Source organism: Streptomyces sp. NPDC003720, assembly GCF_042875075.1.
GTDB lineage: Bacteria > Actinomycetota > Actinomycetes > Streptomycetales > Streptomycetaceae > Streptomyces.
In genome coordinates, this window is record NZ_JBIANZ010000020.1 from 16,253 (window position 1) to 37,376 (window position 21,124).

At 73.1% G+C, this 21,124-nt stretch carries 18 protein-coding genes; 3 read left to right on the plus strand and 15 right to left on the minus strand.

Translation table 11 applies throughout. The annotated features are described in order from the left end of the window. Positions 1-8: 8 nt before the first annotated feature. The 5 genes from ACFYU0_RS35055 to ACFYU0_RS35075 form a co-directional block, all read right to left on the minus strand. Complete coding sequence (locus ACFYU0_RS35055) at positions 9-2,537, minus strand: ABC transporter permease (protein WP_389306457.1); 2,529 nt, start codon at positions 2,535-2,537, stop codon at positions 9-11. Between the two features lie 196 nt (positions 2,538-2,733). Continuing rightward, positions 2,734-3,579 (minus strand): recombination regulator RecX, encoded by an 846-nt coding sequence (gene recX / locus ACFYU0_RS35060; protein ID WP_351669665.1) that lies wholly within the window; start codon positions 3,577-3,579, stop codon positions 2,734-2,736. A gap of 3 nt (positions 3,580-3,582) precedes the next feature. Then, on the minus strand, positions 3,583-4,704 hold the full coding sequence (gene recA / locus ACFYU0_RS35065) for a recombinase RecA (protein ID WP_351669667.1): 1,122 nt from the start codon (positions 4,702-4,704) through the stop codon (positions 3,583-3,585). 233 nt (positions 4,705-4,937) lie between these two features. Continuing rightward, complete coding sequence (locus ACFYU0_RS35070; RefSeq protein ID WP_351669669.1) at positions 4,938-6,191, minus strand: AI-2E family transporter; 1,254 nt, start codon at positions 6,189-6,191, stop codon at positions 4,938-4,940. Between the two features lie 59 nt (positions 6,192-6,250). Then, positions 6,251-6,445, minus strand: coding sequence for a DUF3046 domain-containing protein (locus ACFYU0_RS35075; protein ID WP_389306461.1), 195 nt, complete (start codon positions 6,443-6,445; stop codon positions 6,251-6,253). An 80-nt stretch (positions 6,446-6,525) separates the two neighbouring features. On the opposite strand from ACFYU0_RS35075, the gene ACFYU0_RS35080 reads away from it, so the two are divergent. Further along, positions 6,526-7,470, plus strand: coding sequence for a hypothetical protein (locus tag ACFYU0_RS35080; protein ID WP_351669673.1), 945 nt, complete (start codon positions 6,526-6,528; stop codon positions 7,468-7,470). Positions 7,471-7,477: 7 nt separating this feature from the next. On the opposite strand, the gene ACFYU0_RS35085 is transcribed toward ACFYU0_RS35080, so the two are convergent. From ACFYU0_RS35085 to ACFYU0_RS35095, 3 genes are read right to left on the minus strand one after another with little or no spacing between them, the layout of a single operon-like run. Continuing rightward, positions 7,478-7,786, minus strand: a complete 309-nt coding sequence (locus ACFYU0_RS35085) for an AzlD domain-containing protein (RefSeq protein WP_351669675.1) — start codon at positions 7,784-7,786, stop codon at positions 7,478-7,480. Beyond that, positions 7,783-8,538 (minus strand): AzlC family ABC transporter permease, encoded by a 756-nt coding sequence (locus ACFYU0_RS35090; protein WP_389306463.1) that lies wholly within the window; start codon positions 8,536-8,538, stop codon positions 7,783-7,785. Before ACFYU0_RS35090 ends, ACFYU0_RS35085 begins: the two co-directional genes overlap by 4 nt. A gap of 23 nt (positions 8,539-8,561) precedes the next feature. Further along, a complete protein-coding gene (locus ACFYU0_RS35095; RefSeq protein WP_389306465.1) occupies positions 8,562-9,401 on the minus strand; it encodes an AraC family transcriptional regulator in 840 nt (279 codons plus the stop codon). A 114-nt stretch (positions 9,402-9,515) separates the two neighbouring features. Here ACFYU0_RS35095 and ACFYU0_RS35100 point away from each other — a divergent pair, with 114 nt between their 5' ends. Both ACFYU0_RS35100 and ACFYU0_RS35105 read left to right on the plus strand, forming a co-directional pair. Next, the gene (locus ACFYU0_RS35100; protein ID WP_389306467.1) at positions 9,516-14,543 is read left to right on the plus strand and encodes an ATP-dependent helicase; all 5,028 of its coding nucleotides are present in this window, start codon (positions 9,516-9,518) and stop codon (positions 14,541-14,543) included. 67 nt (positions 14,544-14,610) lie between these two features. Continuing rightward, entirely contained in the window at positions 14,611-15,462 is an 852-nt protein-coding gene (locus tag ACFYU0_RS35105; protein ID WP_389306469.1) for an Fpg/Nei family DNA glycosylase, read from the plus strand. A 62-nt stretch (positions 15,463-15,524) separates the two neighbouring features. On the opposite strand, the gene ACFYU0_RS35110 is transcribed toward ACFYU0_RS35105, so the two are convergent. From ACFYU0_RS35110 to ACFYU0_RS35140, 7 genes are all read right to left on the minus strand, one after another. Next, positions 15,525-15,857, minus strand: a complete 333-nt coding sequence (locus ACFYU0_RS35110; RefSeq protein WP_389306471.1) for a hypothetical protein — start codon at positions 15,855-15,857, stop codon at positions 15,525-15,527. Positions 15,858-15,985: 128 nt separating this feature from the next. After that, entirely contained in the window at positions 15,986-16,456 is a 471-nt protein-coding gene (locus ACFYU0_RS35115) for a DNA starvation/stationary phase protection protein (protein WP_351669685.1), read from the minus strand. A gap of 195 nt (positions 16,457-16,651) precedes the next feature. After that, a complete protein-coding gene (locus ACFYU0_RS35120) occupies positions 16,652-17,026 on the minus strand; it encodes a helix-turn-helix domain-containing protein (protein ID WP_030178264.1) in 375 nt (124 codons plus the stop codon). Between the two features lie 109 nt (positions 17,027-17,135). After that, positions 17,136-17,681, minus strand: a complete 546-nt coding sequence (locus ACFYU0_RS35125; protein ID WP_389306474.1) for a CinA family protein — start codon at positions 17,679-17,681, stop codon at positions 17,136-17,138. Beyond that, a complete protein-coding gene (pgsA, locus tag ACFYU0_RS35130) occupies positions 17,678-18,454 on the minus strand; it encodes a CDP-diacylglycerol--glycerol-3-phosphate 3-phosphatidyltransferase (RefSeq protein ID WP_351669690.1) in 777 nt (258 codons plus the stop codon). Before pgsA ends, ACFYU0_RS35125 begins: the two co-directional genes overlap by 4 nt. After that, positions 18,451-19,923, minus strand: a complete 1,473-nt coding sequence (rimO, locus tag ACFYU0_RS35135; RefSeq protein WP_351669693.1) for a 30S ribosomal protein S12 methylthiotransferase RimO — start codon at positions 19,921-19,923, stop codon at positions 18,451-18,453. The genes pgsA and rimO overlap by 4 nt, the downstream gene beginning before the upstream one ends. A 91-nt stretch (positions 19,924-20,014) precedes the next feature. After that, entirely contained in the window at positions 20,015-20,857 is an 843-nt protein-coding gene (locus ACFYU0_RS35140; protein WP_351669696.1) for a RodZ domain-containing protein, read from the minus strand. Positions 20,858-21,124: the final 267 nt, after the last annotated feature.

Genomic DNA, 21,124 nt, shown 5'->3' on the forward strand with positions numbered 1-21,124 from the left:
CCGCCCGCCTACTCCTTCGCGGTGGCCACCGTCACCGCCCTGACGCGGAGCGCCACCCGCCCGGGAAGGGCACTCGCGGTGAGCGCCAGGAGCGCGGCCACCGCGACGACGGCGACATACAGCAGGGGCATGACCGTGGGGGCGGCCCGGCCCGTCATGCCGAGACTGAACGCGGTGAGCACGGCCAGGGAGATGCCGCTGCCGAGCGCGGTGGCGAGGAGCAGCACCGACAGCGCCTCGGTGCGGAGCATGCGCAGCACCTGGCGGCGGGTCGCTCCGGCGAGGCGGAGCAGGGCGAACTCCCTGACACGCTCCGCGACCGACATGGCGAGGGTGTTGACGACCGCAATGGCGGTGAACGCCAGGACCAGTCCCATGGCCAGGTAGTTGACCTCGGCGTTCGCCTGCTGCCGTTCGGCCTGGAGCGAGTCGGCGGCGGCCGGTGAAAGAATTTCCAGACCCGGGAACTTACGGAGAGTAGTCGCGAGTTCTGTCTTTGTACGGGTCGTACCGACGAGGACGGAGGAGGCGAGCGGATTGTCCATGTGGCGGGCCAGAAGGTCGTGGGCGAAGGTGAGGTCTCCGAAGCCGAGACCGCGGTCGTAGACGGCGACGATGGTGAGCGTGGCGGGGGTGCCGTCGCCGAGCGTCAGTTTCAAGCTGCTTCCCGGCCTCAAGTGATGCTGGTCCGCCGCCAGTCGGCTGACGGCGACGGTGCCGGGGGCGAGATCCGCGAGGGAGCCGGCGGTGACCCGCGGGTCCCAGGTGCGGGTGAGACCGGCCGGGGTGACGCCCTGGGCGGAGTACTTGTCGAGGCCGACGCGGACGGTGGTGCGCACCACCTCGGTGACGGTGTCGTGCCGGGCCCGAAGCAGTCGCGCGGCCTCACCCGGGACGCCGGGGCCCTTCGCCGCGACGACCCAGTCGGCGGTGACGCCCTCGCGCGCCTGGGCCCGGGCCGCGCCGCCGAGGGTCGACTGGACGAACAGGACGGTGCAGGTCATGCCGATGAGCAGGGTGAGAGGAGTGACGACGGAGGCCATCCGGGTGGCGTTGCCTCGCAGGTTGGCGGTGGCGAGCCGCCCGCCGTGGCCGGTGAGCCGCAGCGGTACGGCGAGCAGCAGCGCGGCCGCCTTGACCAGGAGGGGACCGAGCAGGGCGACGGAGGTGGACAGCACGACGACGGCGAGGAAGGTGACGGGAGTCGAGGCGGGCTCGGTGCGCAGCGCGGTGAGGACGGCGACGAGGACGATGCCACCGGCGAGGAACAGCAGACCGGCGGCGATACGCCCCCAGGCGGGCCGGTCGCGCTCGGCCTTCGCCTCGGCCAGTGCTTCCGCCGGACGGATCCGGGCGACCCTGCGGGAGGCGATCCGGGCCGCCGCCCAGGCGCCGAGCAGGGTCGCGGCGAGGCCGGCGAACGGCGGGAAGACGCTGGTGGTGTGCTGAAGCGTGTCGGGTACGGCGCCCAGGGCGACGAACCGGGAGTGCAGCAGCCCGCCCAGCGGCAGACCGAGGAGCGCCCCGGCGGTGCCCGCCGCAGCGCCGACGATCAGCGCCTCCCGGCCCAGCAGCCTGCGGACCTGTCCGGGCGTGGCGGCGATGGCTCGGAGCAGAGCGAGTTCGCGGTGGCGCTGCTGGACGGTGAGTGCGAAAGTGCCGACGACCACGAGCACCGCGACCAGCAGCGAGGTGCCGCCCATCGCGCCGCCCATGCTGATGAGCCGGGTGCGGGCGGCGGCCGCGTCCAGGAACTCGACGGGCCCGCGGGCGTCTCCGGTGCTGACCTGGGCGGTGGTGCCGTGCAGTGCCCGTGCCACGGCCTGGCGCACCGCCTCGGGGTCGGCTCCCCTGGCCGGGAGGACGCCGAAGGCGCTGACCTGCCCGGGGTGTGCGGCCAGCCGGCGGGCCTCGGCGGTGGAGAAGAACAGCGAGGTCTGGTGGCGCACGGGCGTGGCCGGACTGGCGATACCGGTGATCCGGTAGGCGCGCGGTGAGCGTGTCGACTGCACGGTGAGGCGGTCCCCGGGGCGGAGATGAGCGCGCGCGGCGAGGTCGTGGTCGACGACGAGATCGCCGGTGGTCCTGGGCGCGGTGCCAGCGGTGAGCCGGTAGGGGGTCAGCGCGGCGGATTCCCAGGCGTGCCCGTAGGCGGTGCGTCCAACGGTGCCGGCGGGTGTCAACGGCTGGGCGATGAAGGTCAGTTCGGGCACGACACGGGCGACGCCGGGGGTGCGGGCGAGGGTCGTGCCCAAGTCGGTGGACAGCCAGGCGCGTTCGGCGACGGGTTTCGCCTTGTGCTTGACCTTGGTCTTGCCCTTCTTGTGCTTCACGGTGGTGCGGTGGACGTACTGGTCGGCGGAGACCACGACCGGAGCGGCGGCATAGCGCTCGGTGCGGATCGAGCCGCGCAGGCCGGTGTCGAGGAGGGTGCCGCAGGCGGTGATCAGAGCGGCCGCGCACATGAGGGCGAGGAAGGCGCCGAGGAAGCCCGCCTTGCGGGCGCGGACGGTCTTGAGGGCGTAACGCAGCATCATCGGGGCGGGCTCTTTTCTGTTGTGCGTCCCGGTTGTCCGTGTGCCGACGGGCCCAGGCGTGAGCCGGGGTCCGGGGCGTGCGTACACCCTCACCCGCGCGGGGCATCCGGGGCACTGCGGTGACCCGGCGTCCTGGGCGGGGGTTAGCCCCACCCCGGCACGCGGCCGGCTGCGCTCGGCGGCCGGGCCCCCGCTGTCAGAAGCCCTCGCCCTCGAGGAACTCCGTTTCCTCGCCCTCTTCCTCCAGGGCCTGGCGGACGACGCGGAGGGCCATGCCCTCGGAGTAGCCCTTGCGGGCGAGCATGCCGGCCAGCCGCCGGAGCCGCTTGTCGCGGTCGAGGCCGCGGGTGGCCCGCAGCTTCCGGGCGACGAGTTCCCGTGCGGTCTCCTCCTCCTGCTCGGAGTCGAGTTGGGCGACGGCCTCGTCGATCAGCGTGGAGTCGACGCCCTTGGTGCGCAGTTCGCGGGCGAGCGCGCGGCGGGCGAGTCCCCGGCCGTGGTGCCGGGACTCCACCCAGGCTTCCGCAAACGCCCCGTCGTCGATGAGCCCGACCTCCTCGAACCGCGAGAGCACCTCTTCGGCCGCCTCCTCGGGGATGTCCCGCTTGCGCAGGGCGTCCGCGAGTTGCTTGCGGGTGCGCGGGGTCCCGGTGAGCAGGCGCAGACAGATCGCCCGCGCCCGCTCGACCGGGTCCCCCGAAGACTCCCCCCGCTCGGCCCTCGACGAGGTGGGGGCGCCTTCGTCCTCACCGGGAGACTCCCCGAAGCCTCCCCGCCGGCGGCCTCGGCCGCGCCCACGGCCGCCACGTGACCCGGTCGGCCTCCCCGGGCCGTCGGTCCCGCCCGTGCCGTCCCCGTAGGCCTCGCCGCCGGGGTGCCTGCCGCCGCTCCCGTACCCGCCGGGTCCCCCGTTGCCTTCTCGGCCGTCCCCGTACCCGTCGTCGCCGGCCGTGGCGGAGCCCGTGTCACCGCCGGTGCCCCTCCCCCGCGGGGCACCGGGGTCGGCGTACTCGTACTCGGCCCAGTCGGTTCGTCGCGTCACGGGTCAGCTCTTGGCTGCGGCGGCCTTGGGCTTGGTGGCCTTGGCGGCCGCGGGCGCCGTCTTGGCGGTGTCGTCGGCAGGGGCGGCGACCGCCGCGTCCGGACCCGGCTCGGCGGCGGGCTTCTCCGGCCGGACGCCGACGCCCAGCTTCTCCTTGATCTTCTTCTCGATCTCGTTGGCCAGGTCGGGGTTGTCCTTCAGGAAGTTGCGCGCGTTCTCCTTGCCCTGGCCGAGCTGGTCGCCCTCGTACGTGTACCAGGCGCCGGCCTTGCGGACGAAGCCGTGCTCCACGCCCATGTCGATCAGGCCGCCCTCACGGCTGATGCCCTGGCCGTAGAGGATGTCGAACTCGGCCTGCTTGAAGGGCGGCGCGACCTTGTTCTTGACGACCTTGCAGCGGGTGCGGTTGCCGACCGCCTCCGTGCCGTCCTTCAGGGTCTCGATGCGGCGGATGTCGATGCGCACCGAGGCGTAGAACTTCAGCGCCCGGCCACCGGTCGTGGTCTCCGGGGAGCCGAACATCACGCCGATCTTCTCGCGGAGCTGGTTGATGAAGATCGCGGTCGTCTTGGACTGGTTGAGCGCGCTGGTGATCTTCCGCAGCGCCTGGCTCATCAGACGGGCCTGCAGACCGACGTGGCTGTCACCCATCTCGCCCTCGATCTCCGCGCGCGGCACCAGCGCCGCCACGGAGTCGATGACGATGAGGTCGAGCGCGCCGGAGCGGACCAGCATGTCCACGATCTCCAGGGCCTGCTCGCCGTTGTCGGGCTGGGAGAGGATCAGGTTGTCGATGTCGACGCCGAGCTTCTTCGCGTACTCGGGGTCGAGGGCGTGCTCCGCGTCCACGAACGCGACCTGGCCGCCGGCCTTCTGCGCGTTGGCCACGGCGTGCAGGGTCAGCGTGGTCTTACCGGACGACTCCGGTCCGTAGATCTCCACCACACGGCCGCGCGGCAGGCCACCGACGCCAAGAGCGACGTCGAGCGCGGTCGACCCGGTCGGGATGACCTCGATGGGCTCCATCGACCGCTCGCCCATGCGCATGACAGCGCCCTTGCCGAATTGCCGTTCAATCTGTGCGAGCGCGGCGTCGAGCGCCTTCTCGCGGTCGGTTCCTGCCATGGGTTCCACCCGGTTTGCTTGAGTCGATCGCTTCACGTCAAAGACGCTAACGCCTGCCACTGACAATGCGCCCCGACGCAGGCCCGGCCTGTGGATAACCCGGGAACACACCCTATTCAAAGGGGACAAAATCCCCGTCCGGAGCCTCGCCTGAGCTCCATGAGAATGGATGTTCGATTTTGGTGTCAAGCGCACCACGCGGGGCCGCGGAGGGCGGTCGGCGGTGCCCGTCGCTACGAGGACTCCTGCGAGTCGGGCCGCCGTTCCCACAGCAGCCTGAGGCGCGTGAACGCGCCCGGGCGGCCGGGATCCCGCCGGCGGTGGCCGTGCACCCGCGGGTCGTCCGTGACGGTGTACCGCTTCACGTACGCCCCCAGGAAGGCCTGCAGCGTGGCGACCGCGGGGATGGCGATCAGCGCGCCGACCGCGCCGAGCAGCGCGGTGCCCGCGATCACCGAGCCGAAGGCTACGGCCGGGTGGATGTCGACGGTCCTGGAGGTCAGCTTGGGCTGCAGCATGTAGTTCTCGAACTGCTGGTAGACGACGACGAAGATCAGCACCCACACCGCGTACCAGGGGTCCACGGTGAACGCGATCAGCATCGGCAGCGCGCCCGCGAGGTAGGTGCCGATGGTGGGGATGAACTGCGACACCAGCCCCACCCAGACGCCGAGCACCGGCGCGTACGGCACGCCCAGCGCCTCGAGCAGGATGTAGTGCGCGATCCCGGAGATGAGCGCCATGAGGCCGCGCGAGTAGAGGTAGCCGCCCGTCTTGTCGACGGCGATCTCCCAGGCGCGCAGCACCTCGGCCTGGCGCGCGGGCGGCAGGACGGAGCAGAGGGCCCGGCGCAGCCGGGGGCCGTCGGCCGCGAAGTAGAACGAGAACAGCCCGACCGTCAGCATCTGGAAGAGGCCGCCGAGCACCTGGGCGGACACGTCGAGCACGCCGGCCGCGCTGTTCTGGGCGTACTTGCGCAGCCAGTCGGAGTGCAGCAGGCCCTCCTGGACGTCCACGCGTCTGAGCTCCATGTGGAACTTCTGGTTGATCCAGTTGATCACCGAGTCCAGATAGTCGGGGAAACCCTCGACCATCTTGATGATCTGCCCCGCCAGCATGGATCCGAGCAGCGTGACGAAGCCCGCGGCCACGATCGTCAGGCCGAGGAAGACCAGGAACGTCGCGAGCCCCCGGCGCAGGCCGTGTGCGGCCATCCAGCTCACCGCGGGCTCTATCGCGAGCGCGAGGAAGAACGCGATCAGGATGTTGATCAGCAGTCCGGTCAGCTGGTGGAAAGCCCAGCTGCCGAGCTGGAACGAGGCGATGAGCGCGAGCGCGAGCACCATGGCGCGCGGGAGCCAGCGCGGCATGCGACGGCCGGGCGGCTCGGCGACGCCGTCGTCGGCCGGACGCCTGGCGTGCGGCGGCGAAGCGGTCGGGGAGGCTGCGTGCCGGGCGGCCGGCTCATTGTCGTCAGTGGGTGCCACGCACCCAGTCTCGCCCACGCCGGCGGCAGCTCACGGCCCGCCCGGAGTCCTCGTGTCGCTCAGTGCCGCTCCCCGGGCACGTTCATGACCGAGCAGACCACGCGCCATACGTCCTTGGCGCCCCAGCCGGCGTCCAGTGCCTCGTGCACCGTGCGCCCGCCCAGCTCCGTCATCACGTGATCGCGCGCGAAGGTGTCGGCGTACCCCGGACCGAAGTGTTCCGCCATCCGCTGCCAGAAGACCGTCAACCGCATGCCTCCAGTATCCCGCCCCTGGGGGTGGGGCCCGCCGGGAGCCGCCTGCCGAGACCGCTTTCCGTCCTACGGTCTGTCGCATGGCCGAATCAGGAGCTTCCCCCCTCCCCTCAGAGCCCCCGGCGCGCTCCCCGCTCTTCCGCGCCGAACAGTTCGTCTGGCTCACCGCGCGCGTGCTGGAGCAGCGGCTCTTCGCCTACCACTTCCTGAACGGCGCCGCCGAGCCGGTGGAGGCCGCGCTGAACGCCTACCGCAACGAGGACGGCGGTTACGGTCACGCGCTGGAGCCGGATCTGCGCGGACCCGTGAGCCAGCCCCTGCACGCCGCCCGCGCCCTGGGCGTCCTGGACGCCATCGGGCGCTGCGGCGGGCAGCGGGCGGAGCGGGTGTGCCGTCATCTGACCGCGGTCTCGACCGCGGACGGCGCGCTGCCCGCGGTCGATCCCGGCCAGCGCGGCTATCCGGCGGCGCCGTTCGTCCCGGTCGTGGACGACCCGCCCAGCGAGCTGCTCGCCACCGGCCCCGTGGTGGGACTGCTGCACCGCAACGAGGTGTGGCACGCCTGGCTGTTCCGGGCCACCGACTTCTGCTGGCACGCGGTGGACTCCCTGCGGACGTCCCACCCCTACGAGGTGCACGCCGCGGTGGCCTTCCTGGACTCGGTCCCGGACCGCTCGCGCGCGGAGGCGGCTGCCGACCGGCTCGGCCGCCTGGTGCGCGAACAGCGGCTCGCGGCGCTGGACCCCGAGCGGCTCGACGCGTACCCGGTCGCGCCCGGGTACGCCCCCGGCGAGCACCACTTCCCGCACGACTTCGCGAGGAGTCCGCGGTCGCTCGCGCGCGCGTGGTTCACGGACGAGGAGATGACGCGCTCCCTCGACCACCTCGCCGGATCCCAGCAGGAGGACGGCGGCTGGCCCGTCCGCTGGCGACAGTGGGCGCCGGCCCCGACGCTCGAGGCGCGGCCCGTGGTGACGATCGACGCGCTGCGCACGCTCAGGGCGTACGGCCGCTTCGTGGGCTGAGCCGCGCTCAGCCGCCGATCGCCCGCACCCCCGCGGTCACCACCACCGCGGCGGCGACTACCAGCAGGAAGGGCGCGCGCAGCACCAGTGCCAGTGCGGCCGCGCCGAGTCCCGCCGCCCTGGCGTCCAGGACCAGGGCGTGCCCGTCGGCGAACGTCTGCTGGGCCGTGAGCGCGGCCAGCAGGGCGACGGGCAGCAGGGCGGCGAGCCGCCGGACGAGCGGCCGCTCCATGGCGCCCGCGGGCACGAGCAGTCCGGCGAGCTTGACCGCGTAGCAGCCGAGGACGGTCAGTCCGATCGCGATCCAGGTGTTCACCGGTCCTCCTCCGCCGCGTCCGGTGCGGTCCGCCGGGTGCGGCCGATGCGCCGGCCCTCGGCGAAGAGCGCGACCGGCGCCGCCAGCGCGGCCACGAGGACCGGCACGCCGGCCGGCAGGACCGGGAGCAGGCCGAGGCCCAGCAGCACCGCGAGGCCGGCGACGGCACGCTCGGTGCGCGTCTTCAGCATGGGGGCGAGCAGGGCCAGGAAGACGGCGGGCCCGGCCGCGTCCAGCCCCCAGGCGTCGGTGTCCCCGATGGCCTTCGCGCCCAGTGCGCCGAGCAGCGTGGTGAGGTTCCACAGCAGGTAGAGGCTGAGCCCGGTCACGGTGAAGCCGATCCGCGCGGCGCGCCGGGTCGGCTGGGCCAGGGTCACGGCCGTGGTCTCGTCGATCACCCACTGGGCGGCGAACGGCCGCACCGCGCGCGGGACGGCCAGCACCTGCGACAGGCGCAGCCCGTAGAAGGCGTTGCGCACGCCCAGGAAGAAGGCGCCTGCGGCGGCCGTGAACGGGCTGCCGCCCGCGGCGAGCGCGCCCACCAGGGCGAACTGCGAGGCGCCGGTGAAGACCAGGAGGCTGAGCGCGCAGGTCTGGAGGAGTCCGAGGCCGCTGCCGGCCGAGGTCACGCCGAAGGCGAACCCGGAGAGCCCGACCGCGACGCCGACGCCCAGGGCGTCCCGTACGACGGCGGAATCGGGCTTGGCGGCGGCTTCGGCGGACGTGTCCGCGAGTGCTGTCTGTTGTGCCACGCCTCGGACGGTACGTCCGGACCTCAGTGCGGGTCTTGTACGTTCTTGCGCTCGCGCTGGTAGGCGCCCGGAGGCACCCCGACGATGCGGGCGAAGTGCCGGTTCAGGTGGGGCTGGTCGGTGAAGCCGACGGCGACGGCCACCTCGGCGGGCGCGGTTCCCGCGTCGAGCAGCAGCCGCGCGCGGCGTACGCGCGCGTCGGTCAGCCAGGTGTGCGGCGGCATCCCATAGGCGTCACGGAACGCCCGCAGCAGGGCGAACGGGCTGGTCCCGAGGTCGGCGGCCAGGCGTTCCAGGGTCGGCGGCGCGGCCATCTCGTCCTCCAGCACGCCGCGCGCGCGTGCCGCGATCCGGGCGCCGGCCGTCCGGCGCGGCCGCTGCGGCAGCGAGCCGCCGTTCAGCCGCAGCAGCCTGGTCACGGCGACCCGCAGCAGGGTGTCGGCGGCCAGCGCGTTGCCCTCGTCGGCGGCGCGCAGCACCTGGTGGACCAGGCGGACGGTGTAGGGATCGTCGAGGACGGGGCTGACGAAGCCCGGGGTACCGCGGATCGTGGTGGTCTCGGCCGCGATCGCGGCCACCACCTCGGGCGAGGGGTAGACCGCGCCGTAGCGCCAGCCCTCGGGCACCCCGGCCCGGCCCGTGTGCGGGGTGTCCGGGTTGACCAGCGCGAGGGCGCCCGCGCCCACTGACACGTCGGAGCCGCGGTGCTGGAAGACCTCGACGCCGTCGGCGATGGCCGCGATCACGAAGTTCTCGTGGGTGTGCCGGACGAAGGTCTTGTGGACGTACCGGGCACGCAGCAGGTCGACACCGGGCAGCCGCTCGTACCGCCAGTGCCGTGCCCGCTCCGCCGAACCCGCCATGCCTCCATTCTCCGCCAGTCCGGCGGGCCCCGGTCCGCGGGCGGTCCACGCCGGGGCCCGCCCCTGTCGCCCGCGTCAGCCCGATTGTCAGTGGCCGGGTGCAGGATGGAGGGCATGGTCAGCTCCGCACACCGAGCCCTCGACGGCTTCTCGCCCGCGACTCGCGGCTGGTTCACGGGGGCGTTCTCCGCGCCCACCGCGGCCCAGGCGGGCGCCTGGCAGGCCATCGGCGCGGGCTCGGACGTGCTGGTGGTGGCCCCCACCGGCTCGGGCAAGACGCTGGCCGCGTTCCTCGCCGCGCTGGACCAGCTGGCCTCGACACCTCCTCCGGCCGACCCGAAGAAGCGCTGCCGGGTGCTGTACGTGTCCCCGCTGAAGGCCCTCGCGGTCGACGTCGAGCGGAACCTGCGCAGCCCGCTGACCGGCATCCGCCAGGAGTCCGTGCGCCTCGGCCTGCCCGAGCCCGAGGTGAAGGTCGGCATCCGTTCCGGCGACACCCCGCCCGCCGAGCGCCGCGCCCTGTCCACGCGCCCTCCGGACATCCTGATCACGACCCCCGAGTCGCTGTTCCTGATGCTGACCTCGGCCACCCGCGACGCGCTGACGGGCATCGAGACGGTGATCCTGGACGAGGTGCATGCGGTCGCCGGCACCAAGCGCGGCGCGCACCTCGCGCTCTCCCTGGAGCGGCTGGACGAGCTGCTGCCGAAGCCCGCCCGCCGCATCGGGCTGTCGGCGACGGTGCGTCCGGTGGACGAGGTGGCCCGCTATCTCTCCCCCCGCCGCAAGGTGGAGATCGTCCAGCCGGAGTCCGGCAAGGAGTTCGACCTGTCCGTGGTCGTGCCGGTGGAGGACATGGGCGAGCTGGGCGGCTCCCCGGCGGCGGACAGCGGTGAGGGGGCCGAGCGGCCCTCGATCTGGCCGCACGTCGAGGAGCGGATCACCGATCTGGTGCAGGCGCACCGGTCCACGATCGTGTTCGCGAACTCGCGGCGCCTGGCCGAGCGGCTGTGCAAACGGCTCAACGAGATCGCCTACGAGCGCGCGACCGGCGAGTCCCTGGACGAGCACCACTCGCCGGCCGAGCTGATGGGCGGCTCGGGGGCGGCCCACGGCGCGCCCGCGGTGATCGCCCGCGCGCACCACGGCTCGGTCTCCAAGGAGCAGCGCGCCTTGGTCGAGGAGGACCTGAAGGCGGGCCGGCTGCCCGCCGTGGTCGCCACCTCCAGTCTGGAGCTGGGCATCGACATGGGCGCGGTCGACCTCGTCGTCCAGGTGGAGTCCCCGCCCTCGGTGGCCTCGGGGCTCCAGCGCGTCGGCCGCGCCGGCCACCAGGTGGGCGCCGTCTCCACCGGCGTGGTCTTCCCCAAGTACCGGGGCGACCTGGTCCAGTCCGCGGTGGTCACCGAGCGGATGCGCACCGGCGCCATCGAGTCCCTGCGCGTCCCCGCCAACCCGCTGGACGTGCTCGCCCAGCAGCTCGTCGCCATGACGGCGCTGGACACCTGGCAGTTCGACGACCTGCTGACCGTGATCCGCCGCGCGGCCCCCTTCGCCTCGCTCCCCGAGTCGGCGTTCACCGCGACACTGGACATGCTCGCGGGCCGCTACCCGTCCGACGCGTTCGCGGAGCTGCGCCCGCGCGTGGTGTGGGACCGCGTGGCCGGCACGATCACCGGCCGCCCCGGCGCCCAGCGGCTCGCGGTCACCTCCGGCGGCACCATCCCCGACCGGGGGCTCTTCGGGGTCTTCCTCGCCGGTTCCGACCCCAAGAAGGGCGGCGGCCGGGTCGGCGAGCTCGACGAGGAGATGGTGTACGAGTCCCGGGTCGGGGACGTCTTCACCCTGGGCACCAGTTCGTGGCGCATCGAGGACATCACGCGCGACCGCGTCCTGGTCTCCCCCGCGCCGGGCGTGCCGGGCCGGCTGCCCTTCTGGAAGGGCGACCAGCTGGGCCGTCCGCTCGAACTGGGCCGCGCGGTGGGCGCGTTCCTGCGCGAGGTGGGCTCGCTGCCGAAGGAGGACGCCCGGCGGCGCCTGTTCGACGCGGGCCTGGACGCCTGGGCGGTGGACAACGTCCTGTCCTACCTGAACGAACAGCGCGAGGCCTGCGGACACGTCCCGGACGACCGCACGATCGTGGTGGAGCGCTTCCGCGACGAGCTGGGCGACTGGCGGGTCGTCGTCCACTCCCCCTTCGGCGCCCAGGTGCACGCCCCGTGGGCCCTCGCCCTGGGCGCCCGCCTGTCCGAGCGGTACGGCATGGACGCGCAGGTCATGCACGCCGACGACGGCATCGTGCTGCGCCTGCCGGACGCCGACTTGATGGGCCTGGACCTGCTCGACCAGGAGCCGGTGAAGGCCGGCGCCGAGTACGACAGCGAGCAGGCCCCGATCGGCGCCGCGGACGTCGCCTTCGACAAGGGCGAGGTCGACCAGGTCGTCACCGACCAGGTCGGCAGCTCCGCGCTGTTCGCCTCCCGGTTCCGCGAATGCGCCGCCCGCGCGCTGCTCCTGCCGCGGCGCAACCCGGGCAAGCGCACCCCGTTGTGGCAACAGCGCCAGCGGGCAGCCCAGCTGCTTCAGGTGGCGAGCGAGTTCGGCTCGTTCCCGATCGTCCTCGAGGCGATCCGCGAGTGCCTCCAGGACGTCTTCGACGTCCCCGGGCTCGTCGAGCTGATGGGCGACATCGAGTCCCGCAAGGTCCGCCTGGTCGAGGTCACCACCCCCGAGCCGTCCCCGTTCGCCCGCTCCCTCCTCTTCGGCTACGTCGCCCAGTTCCTCTACGAGGGCGACTCGCCGCTCGCCGAGCGCCGTGCGGCCGCGCTCTCCCTGGACTCCCGGCTGCTGGCCGAGCTGCTGGGGCAGGCCGAGCTGCGCGAACTGCTCGACGCCGACGTGCTGACCGAGCTGGAGCGCGAGCTGCAGTGGCTGACGGAGGACCGACGGGTCAAGGACCTCGAGGGGGTCGCCGACCTCCTGCGGCTGCTCGGCCCGCTGACCGACGCCGAACTGGCCGAGCGGGGCGCCGAGGCCCAGTGGGCGCGGGACCTGGCCGCCGCCCGCCGGGCCATCCGGGTGCGCATCGCGGGCACCGACCACTGGGCGGCCGTGGAGGACGCGGGCCGGCTGCGCGACGCCCTCGGCACGGCACTGCCCGTGGGCGTCCCCGAGGCCTTCACCGAACCGGTCAAGGACCCGCTCGGCGACCTCCTCGCGCGGTACGCGCGCACCCACGGCCCGTTCACGTCGGCCACGGCGGCTGCCCGCTTCGGTCTGGGCGTCGCGGTCACCGAGGGCGCCCTGCAGCGGCTGGCCGCGGCCGGCCGCGTCGTCCAGGGCGAGTTCCACCCGGCGGGCATCGGCCAGGAGTGGTGCGACGCGGCCGTACTGCGCCGGCTGCGCCGCCGTTCCCTGGCGGCCCTGCGTCATGAGCTGGAGCCCGTGCCGCCCGCCGCGCTCGCCCAGTTCCTGCCCCAGTGGCAGCACATCGGCAAGGGGCACGAGCTGCGCGGCATCGACGGACTGGTGCGTGCCATCGAGCAGTTGCAGGGCGCCTCCGTGCCCGCCTCCGCACTGGAGAAACTGGTCCTGCCCTCACGCGTCGCCGGTTACACGCCCTCGATGCTCGACGAACTCACCGCGGCCGGCGAGGTCGTGTGGGCCGGGGCGGGCGCCCTGCCCGGCAAGGACGGCTGGGTCTCCCTGTACATGGCGGACGCGGCACCACTGCTGCTGCCGCAGCCGCACCCCCTCGAGCTGACGGCGCTGCACCAGTCGGTGCTCGACACCCTGTCCGGGGGCTACGGCCTGTTCTTCCGTCAGATCGCCGACCAGGTGCGCGCCACCACGCACCCTGAGGCCGGCGACCCCCAACTGGCGGACGCCCTGTGGGACCTGGCCTGGTCGGGACGGCTCACCAACGACACGCTCACCCCGATGCGCGCCCTGCTGGGCTCCGGCCGTACCGCCGGCTCCACCGCCCACCGCGCCAAGCGCACCGTCCCGCGCGGCCGTTACGGCTCCCTGACCGCCGCGGCGCGCGCCACCTCGCGCACCGGCCCGCCGACGGTGGCCGGCCGCTGGTCCCTCCTGCCCGCGGCCGAGCCGGACGCCACGGTGCGCGCGCACGCGCTGGCCCGCACCCTGCTCGACCGGCACGGCGTGGTCACCCGCGGAGCGGTGGCCGCCGAGGGCGTCGAGGGCGGCTTCTCCGCGGTGTACCGCGTGCTGTCCGCCTTCGAGGACAGCGGACAGGCCAGACGGGGTTACGTGGTCGAGGGGTTGGGCGCGGCCCAGTTCGCGATGGACGGAGCGGTCGACCGTCTCCGCGCGGTCTCCAACGCCCGCGACCGGGGCCAGGGCCTGCCCAACGGCTTCGGCGGCGGCCACGGGACCGGGCCCTTCGCCGCGGACGGCCAGACCCTCCCGGACCGGAACGCCTCCGGTCACACCACTCCCGGCGGCTTCGAGCAGGCCGACGGCGGACTGGCCCATCCCGGCCTCGACGGCGACTTCACCTGGCCGCCGGACGAAGCGGTACGGCCGGGCGACGGCGGCTTCACCTGGCCGCCGGAGAACACCGTCCCGGCCCGGGACGAGTACGTCTCCCCGCGCGACCGCTCACCGGCGGACCCCTTCGCCGCCCCCGGCTACGGCGGCCCGAGAGGCGGTGGTTCCGCTCACGGCCCGTACGGGAACCGCGACTTCGGCGACCGCCGAGGCCGGGCGTCCTCCTCGCCCGACCCGCGTGCCGCGGTCCTCGCCGCGGCCGACCCCGCCAGTGCCTACGGCGCCGCCCTCCCCTGGCCCGAGCCGCCAGCCGGGGCGGGACACAAGCCGGGCCGCAAGGCCGGTTCGCTCGTGGTGCTGGTGGAGGGCGAGCTGACGCTGTACATGGAACGCGGCGGCAAGACCCTGCTGGCCTGGCCCGCCGACCCGGAGGCGGACGCGGACGCCGGCGACGATCCGCGCCTGCGCACCGCCGCCGAGGCCCTGGCCTCGGCCGCCCGGGCGGGCTCCCTCGGCACGGTCACGGTCGAGCGGATCAACGGCGCCCAGGCGCTGACCTCGCCGCTGGGCGCCCTGCTGGAAGGAGCCGGCTTCATAGCGACCCCGCGTGGCCTGCGCCTGCGTGCCTGACACACCGCGGCCGCCACGCGCCGCGCGCACCCCACCGCACATCACCCGTCCGTGGCACCCTTGACGCATGCCCGAAGGTGACACGGTGTGGCAGGCCGCGAAACGGCTGCACGAGGCCCTCGCGGGCAAAGTGCTGACCCGCAGTGACTTCCGGGTGCCGCAGTACGCGACGGTCGATCTCACCGGCCGTGCGGTGCTGAGCACGATCGCGCGCGGCAAGCACCTGCTCACCCGCTTCGAGGGCGGCCTGACCCTGCACACGCACCTGCGCATGGAGGGCGCCTGGAAGGTGTTCGGCACCGGCGAGCGCTGGCGCGGCGGCCCCGCCCACCAGATCCGGGTGATCCTCGGCACCCCGGACCGCTCGGCCGTGGGGTACCGCCTTCCGGTGCTGGAGCTCCTGCGCACCGGCGAGGAGGAGCAGGCCGTCGGCCACCTCGGCCCCGACCTGCTCGGACCGGACTGGGATCCCGCGCTCGCCCTCACCAACCTGCTCGCCGACCCCGGCCGTCCGCTCGGTGAGGCCCTGCTCGACCAGCGCAATCTGGCCGGCATCGGCAACGTCTACAAGTGCGAGCTCTGCTTCCTGGTGGGCGCGACCCCCTGGCTGCCGGTCGGCGCCCTGCCGGCGGACCGTGCCACAAGGCTGATCGCGCTCGCCAAGAAGCTGCTGGAGAGCAACCGCGACCGCCCTGTCCGGCAGACCACCGGCCTGCACCGGCAGGACCTCTTCGTGTACGGCCGCGCCCCACGCCCGTGCCTGCGCTGCCGCACCTCGATCCGGGTCGCCGACCAGGCCGACGGCTACCAGGAACGCCCCACCTACTGGTGCCCGCACTGCCAGACGGGCCCGGCGCCGGCACGGGGCACGGCACAGGCCTGGCGTGAGCGCTATCCCCGCCGATCCCCGTCCGCCTGACGTCTCCGTCCGGCCGGCGTCTTCGCCCGGCCGGCGTCTCCGTCCGCCTGGCCGACGCCGCGTCAGGGCCGCCCGTCGCCGAGGCCGGCCTGCGCGCTCTCCGGTTCGGCGTCGTCGCGCCGGTCAGGATCCGCACCGGCGGCACCGGGGTCCGGCACCGCCGTGACGACCTGCCCGGCCCGCCAGGCGCTCCTCCACCGTCCCGCGGCCACGGCGCCCGCCGCCCGCGTCCTCGGCACACAGTGCACCGGCAGCACGCTGAGCCCCCAGCCACCGATCGCGACGGCCCCTTCGAGCACACCCGCGCCCTGTCCGAGGGCGATCCGGAACACGGCCCACCACCACACGGCGCCCAGCCCGAGAGCGGTTCCCCAGCGCAGCACCCGTCTCACCATGGCCGTCACCTCCAGCCGGACGCCGGAACACCGCCCGACCCGCGCGGGAGGCGCACCGAGGGCTCACCGACGCAAGGACACCGGGCACTCGATCCGGCGGCGCGAGGTGACCGTCCCGGGGCGGATCCTCACGCGTTCTCCGCCTGGAACATCCAGTGGTGCTTCTCCAGGTCGGCGGTGATCCCGATGAAGATGTCCTGGGACACCGGATCGGGCTCGCCGGTCGACGCCACCCGTCCCCGCATCCGTGTGATCACCGCGCCGAGCGCGTCGACCATCGCCCGGATCGCGTCGGCGTCCTTGATCCAGCCGGCCGGCGTGGTCCCGATGCCGCTGCCGGACGCCACCGTGGACGCGCGGCCGTCCGGTGGTACGCCGAGGGCGGAGGCCCGCTCGGCCACCGTGTCGGAGTGGGTGCGCGCCGAGGCGACGACCTCGTCCAGCTGGAGATGGATGGACCGGAAGCGGGGTCCGACGACGTTCCAGTGGATCTGCTTGGCGACCAGCGAGAGGTCGACCAGGTCCACCAGGGCGCCCTGCAAGGCCTCGGACACGGTCTTCAGTGCCTCGTCGGGCAGCGGGCTCTTCACGACGTACATCCGCTTCCTCCGGTGGGTTCGGCGCCGGTCAGGTCACCTCCACGATGACCGGCGCGCCGGGTACCGGCAAACGGACCAGCCGCGGGCGCGGATCGCACGCGCATGACGAAAGCCCCGGCCGGGCTCCCCAGGGTCTGCCTGGGAGCCCGGCCGGGGCTTCACGCGTATCGGGTGGTCAGGCCGCGCACGCGGAGGTCACGCGGCGACCACGTCCACCGCTTCGGCGGGCGCCTTGATGGTCACCCGTTCCGGTGGCACACCGGTCACCGACACGGAACCCAGCATCGGACGGACCGGCGTGGGCACGGGCTCGGTGGCCGCGGCGGACTGGGCCAGCTCGGCGAGCGCCAGTTCGTCGCTCACTTCCCGCATGAGTTCCGACATCCGTACGTCCAGCGCGTCGCAGATGGCGGAGAGCAGCTCGGAGGAAGCCTCCTTCTGCCCCCGCTCCACCTCGGAGAGATAGCCGAGTGAGACTCGGGCGGACGAGGAGACTTCGCGCAGAGTACGGCCCTGGCGTTGGCGCTGCCGACGCAGCACGTCACCCAGCAGGCGACGGAGCAGAATCATCGGTGGCTCCCTCCTCGGACCGCGTAGCCGCATCCTTCTCGCCCCACCGTACCGCCTTGCGCCGCGGCCGTGCGGGGAGCGATGTCGTGTTCACTCAGGGCTGCAAACATCAAAACCCCCCGTTCCGTTCCGTATCCTGTGCCCGCTCATTCCCGGTCTGTTCGCCTGCAAGCTCGTTCAGAAGCAGTGCGAGTACGCTCCGTACACTCTCCATACGAATTTCCGCACGGTCGCCGTTCAACCGCAGCGCCTCCACTTTTCCGCCACCGGCAGAACCCCGGTGGGCGGTCAGCGGCCCGTCGACGGCGACGAACACCGTCCCGACGGGTTGGCCGTCCTGCGGGTCGGGTCCGGCCACTCCGGTCGTCGCGAGACCCCAGTCCGCGCCGAGGGCCCGGCGCACACCGGCCGCCATCTCCGCCGCCACCTGCGGATCCACCGCGCCGCGCTCCGCCAGCAGGGTGGCGTCGACGCCCAGCAGCCGCCGCTTCAGTTCGGTGGCGTAGGCGGTGACCGAGCCGCGGAAGACGTTGGACGCGCCGGGGACGGCCGTGATCTCCGCCGCCACCAGTCCACCGGTGAGCGACTCCGCGACGGCGAGGCTCTCGCCCCTCACGGTCAGTAGTCGCACCAGTTCGGTGGCAGGTGAACTCACGCTTCCTTCTCCTCCAACGCCGCCGCGCGTTCGGCGATTCCCCGCCGGCGCAGCACAATGGCCTGTCTCACGTAGTCGAGCCCGGTCACCACGGTGAGCACGACCGCCGCGGCCATCACCCAGAACCTCATGCTGGCCAGCCAACCCGTCAGGGCCAGGACGTACATCCCGACGGCGACGCCCTGCGTGAGCGTCTTGAGCTTGCCGCCCCGGCTCGCGGGGATCACCCCGTAGCGGATGACGAGGAAACGCAGCAGCGTGATCCCGAGTTCCCGGCCGAGGATCACGATGGTGACCCACCACGGCAGATCGCCGAGGGACGACAGACAGATGAGCGCCGCACCCATGATCGCCTTGTCGGCGATGGGGTCGGCGATCTTCCCGAAGTCGGTGACCAGGTTGTAGGTGCGCGCCAGATGCCCGTCGAACAGGTCGGTGATCATGGCGACGGCGAAGGCGGCCCAGGCGAGGGAGCGCCACGCCGGGTCGTAGCCGCCGTCCGCCAGCATCAGCGCCACGAAGCCGGGCACGAGGAGCAGCCGGAGCATCGTCAGCAGATTGGCGACGTTCCACACGCTCGCCTGGTTGACGGCCGCCGCCGTCAGTTTCCCGCCGCGCGCGGGACGCGCACCGCCGTCCGGGCCGGGGGCCGGGGTGGAAGAACGGGCGACGGAGCCGGAGACCTCGGAAGCAGCGCCGTCGGCGGCGGTCGCACCCCGGGCGCCCTGCGCACCGGTGGAACCGCCCGCGGCGGAAGCCGGGACTCCGGTCATCTGCCCGCCTCCTCACTGCCCGACGGCGAGCCCGCCAGCGGCTCGGCGACCAGGTCGACGCCTTCCGTGCCGACCACCTTCGCCTCGACCATACGTCCCACGCTCAGACCCTCGCCGCTCGTGAGCAGCACCTGGCCGTCCGTCTCCGGCGCCTGGTGCGCGGCCCGGCCGTACACGCCGTCCTCGCCGTCGACCGACTCCACGAGGACGTGCACGGTCTCTCCGAGGCGCTCCTCGGCGCGCTGGGAGACGAGTTCCTCGGCGAGCCGGGAGACCCGGGCCAGGCGCTCGGCGACGACGTCCTCGTCGAGCTTGCCGTCGTACGTGGCGGCCTCCGTGCCCTCCTCGTCGGAGTAGCCGAAGACGCCGATGGCGTCCAGCCGGGCGCCGTTCAGGAAGCGCTCCAGCTCGGCGAGGTCGGCCTCGGTCTCGCCGGGGAAGCCGACGATGAAGTTGGAGCGCACGCCGGCCTGCGGGGCCTTGCCGCGGATGGTGTCCAGCAGCTCCAGGAAGCGGTCGGTGTCGCCGAAGCGGCGCATGGCACGCAGCACGCCGGGCGCGGAGTGCTGGAAGGAGAGGTCGAAGTAGGGGGCGACCTTCGGGGTGGAGGTGAGGACGTCGATGAGGCCCGGGCGCATCTCGGCCGGCTGCAGGTAGCTGACGCGCACCCGCTCGAGGCCGTCGACCTCCGCCAGCTCGGGCAGCAGGGACTCCAGCAGGCGGATGTCGCCCAGGTCCTTGCCGTAGGAGGTGTTGTTCTCGGAGACCAGCATGATCTCCTTCACCCCCTGCTCGGCCAGCCAGCGGGTCTCGTTCAGCACGTCGCTCGGGCGGCGGGAGATGAAGGAGCCGCGGAAGGAGGGGATGGCGCAGAAGGAGCAGCGCCGGTCGCAGCCGGAGGCGAGCTTGACCGAGGCGACCGGAGAGCCGTCCAGACGGCGGCGCAGGGGCGCGCGCGGACCGGAGGCGGGCGCGACGCCCTCCGGGAGGTCGGTCGGGCCGTGACCGGGCAGCGCCACGGCAGCGGCGGAGTCCTGCCGCTCGGCGGGGCTGATCGGCAGCAGCTTGCGGCGGTCGCGCGGGGTGTGCGCCGCGTGGATGCCGCCGGAGAGGATGGTCTGCAGGCGGTCGGAGATGTCGGCGTAGTCGTCGAAGCCGAGCACGCCGTCGGCCTCGGGCAGCGCCGCGGCCAGCTCGTTGCCGTACCGCTCGGCCATGCAGCCCACCGCCACCACGGCCTGGGTTCTGCCATGGTCCTTGAGGTCGTTGGCCTCCAGAAGGGCGTCGACGGAGTCCTTCTTGGCGGCCTCGACGAAACCACAGGTGTTGACCACGGCGACATCGGCGTCCGCGGCGTCCTCGACGAGCTGCCAGCCGTCCGCCTCCAAACGGCCTGCGAGCTCCTCCGAGTCCACCTCGTTACGGGCGCAGCCAAGAGTGACGAGTGCGACGGTACGGCGTTCAGGCATGGGCTCAAGACTACTTTGTCTGGCTGACACCCCACGTCGACGGGGTTGGCCGATCTTGGCCAACCCCGTCACATCCGTGTCCCGCCCCCGCTCATCCGGCCTCGGGGTCGCCCTTCGTGTACGTCAGACGCTCCACGGCGCCCGGCCGGAAGTCGTCCTGGATCTTCTTGCCGTTCACGTACAGCTCGATCGCGCCGGCGTCGCCGAGGATCAGATTGATCTTGGCGCTGTCCTGGAAGGTCTTGGACTCGCCCTTGTTGAGCAGCCCGTCGAAGAGCATGTGGCCGTTGTGGTCCTTGGCCGAGATCCAGCTGCGCCCGTTCGGCGCGCTGACCCGGACGGTGACCTTGTCCTGGGGCGCGGCGGCGATCGCGCTGTCGGACGGCTCGGACGACGGCGCGGCGGGCTTGTCCTTCTTGGTCGTGGGCGCGGACGACTTGCTGGGCTTGGCCGAGGCCCCCTCGGCGACCTGCGACTTGGCGTCGTTGCCGCTGTCGCCGCCCTTGAAGGCGGTGAACCCGACGAAACCGACGACGGCGACGATCGCGGCGACCATGGCCGCGGTCCAGTTGGGCCCCCGGCGCTCGGGACGGATGCGTTCCGCCTCGAACATCGGCGCGGCCGGGGTGGGCGCGGGCCGTCCGCCGTGCTCGGCGTCGTACTGGGCGATCAGCGGGGCGGGGTCGAGACGCACGGCCCTGGCCAGCGTGCGGATGTGCCCGCGCGCGTAGACGTCACCGCCGCAGGGGGCGTAGTCGTCCGCCTCGATGGCGTGCACGATGGCGATACGGACACGGGTGGCGCTGCTGACGTCGTCGACCGTGAGGCCGGCCGCGATGCGCGCCTGCCGCAGGGCACGGCCGACGGAGGGACGGGCTTCCTCGGACACGTCGTGGAACGGACGCTCGTCTTCAGGGGAGTTGCCGATGGACACGGGGGCGCCTTTCGAGCGTGTGAGCCACCTGTGCTGGAGGTTCAGTCTAGGCGGGTACGAAAGGGTGGGGCGACCGGGCGGGAGGTGTTTGTACGCCATCGGTATGGCCCGACAACCCGATGGTGGGACAGACACATACCCCAGGACGGGATCCGTACCGGTCCTTTCGCTCAACTTGACGTACGACGAGGGGAAACGGTTGCCCGCCGCTCCCTAACGGGTGGATCACGGCGCTGCCGCCACCCGGCGTAACACCGACACGCCGGG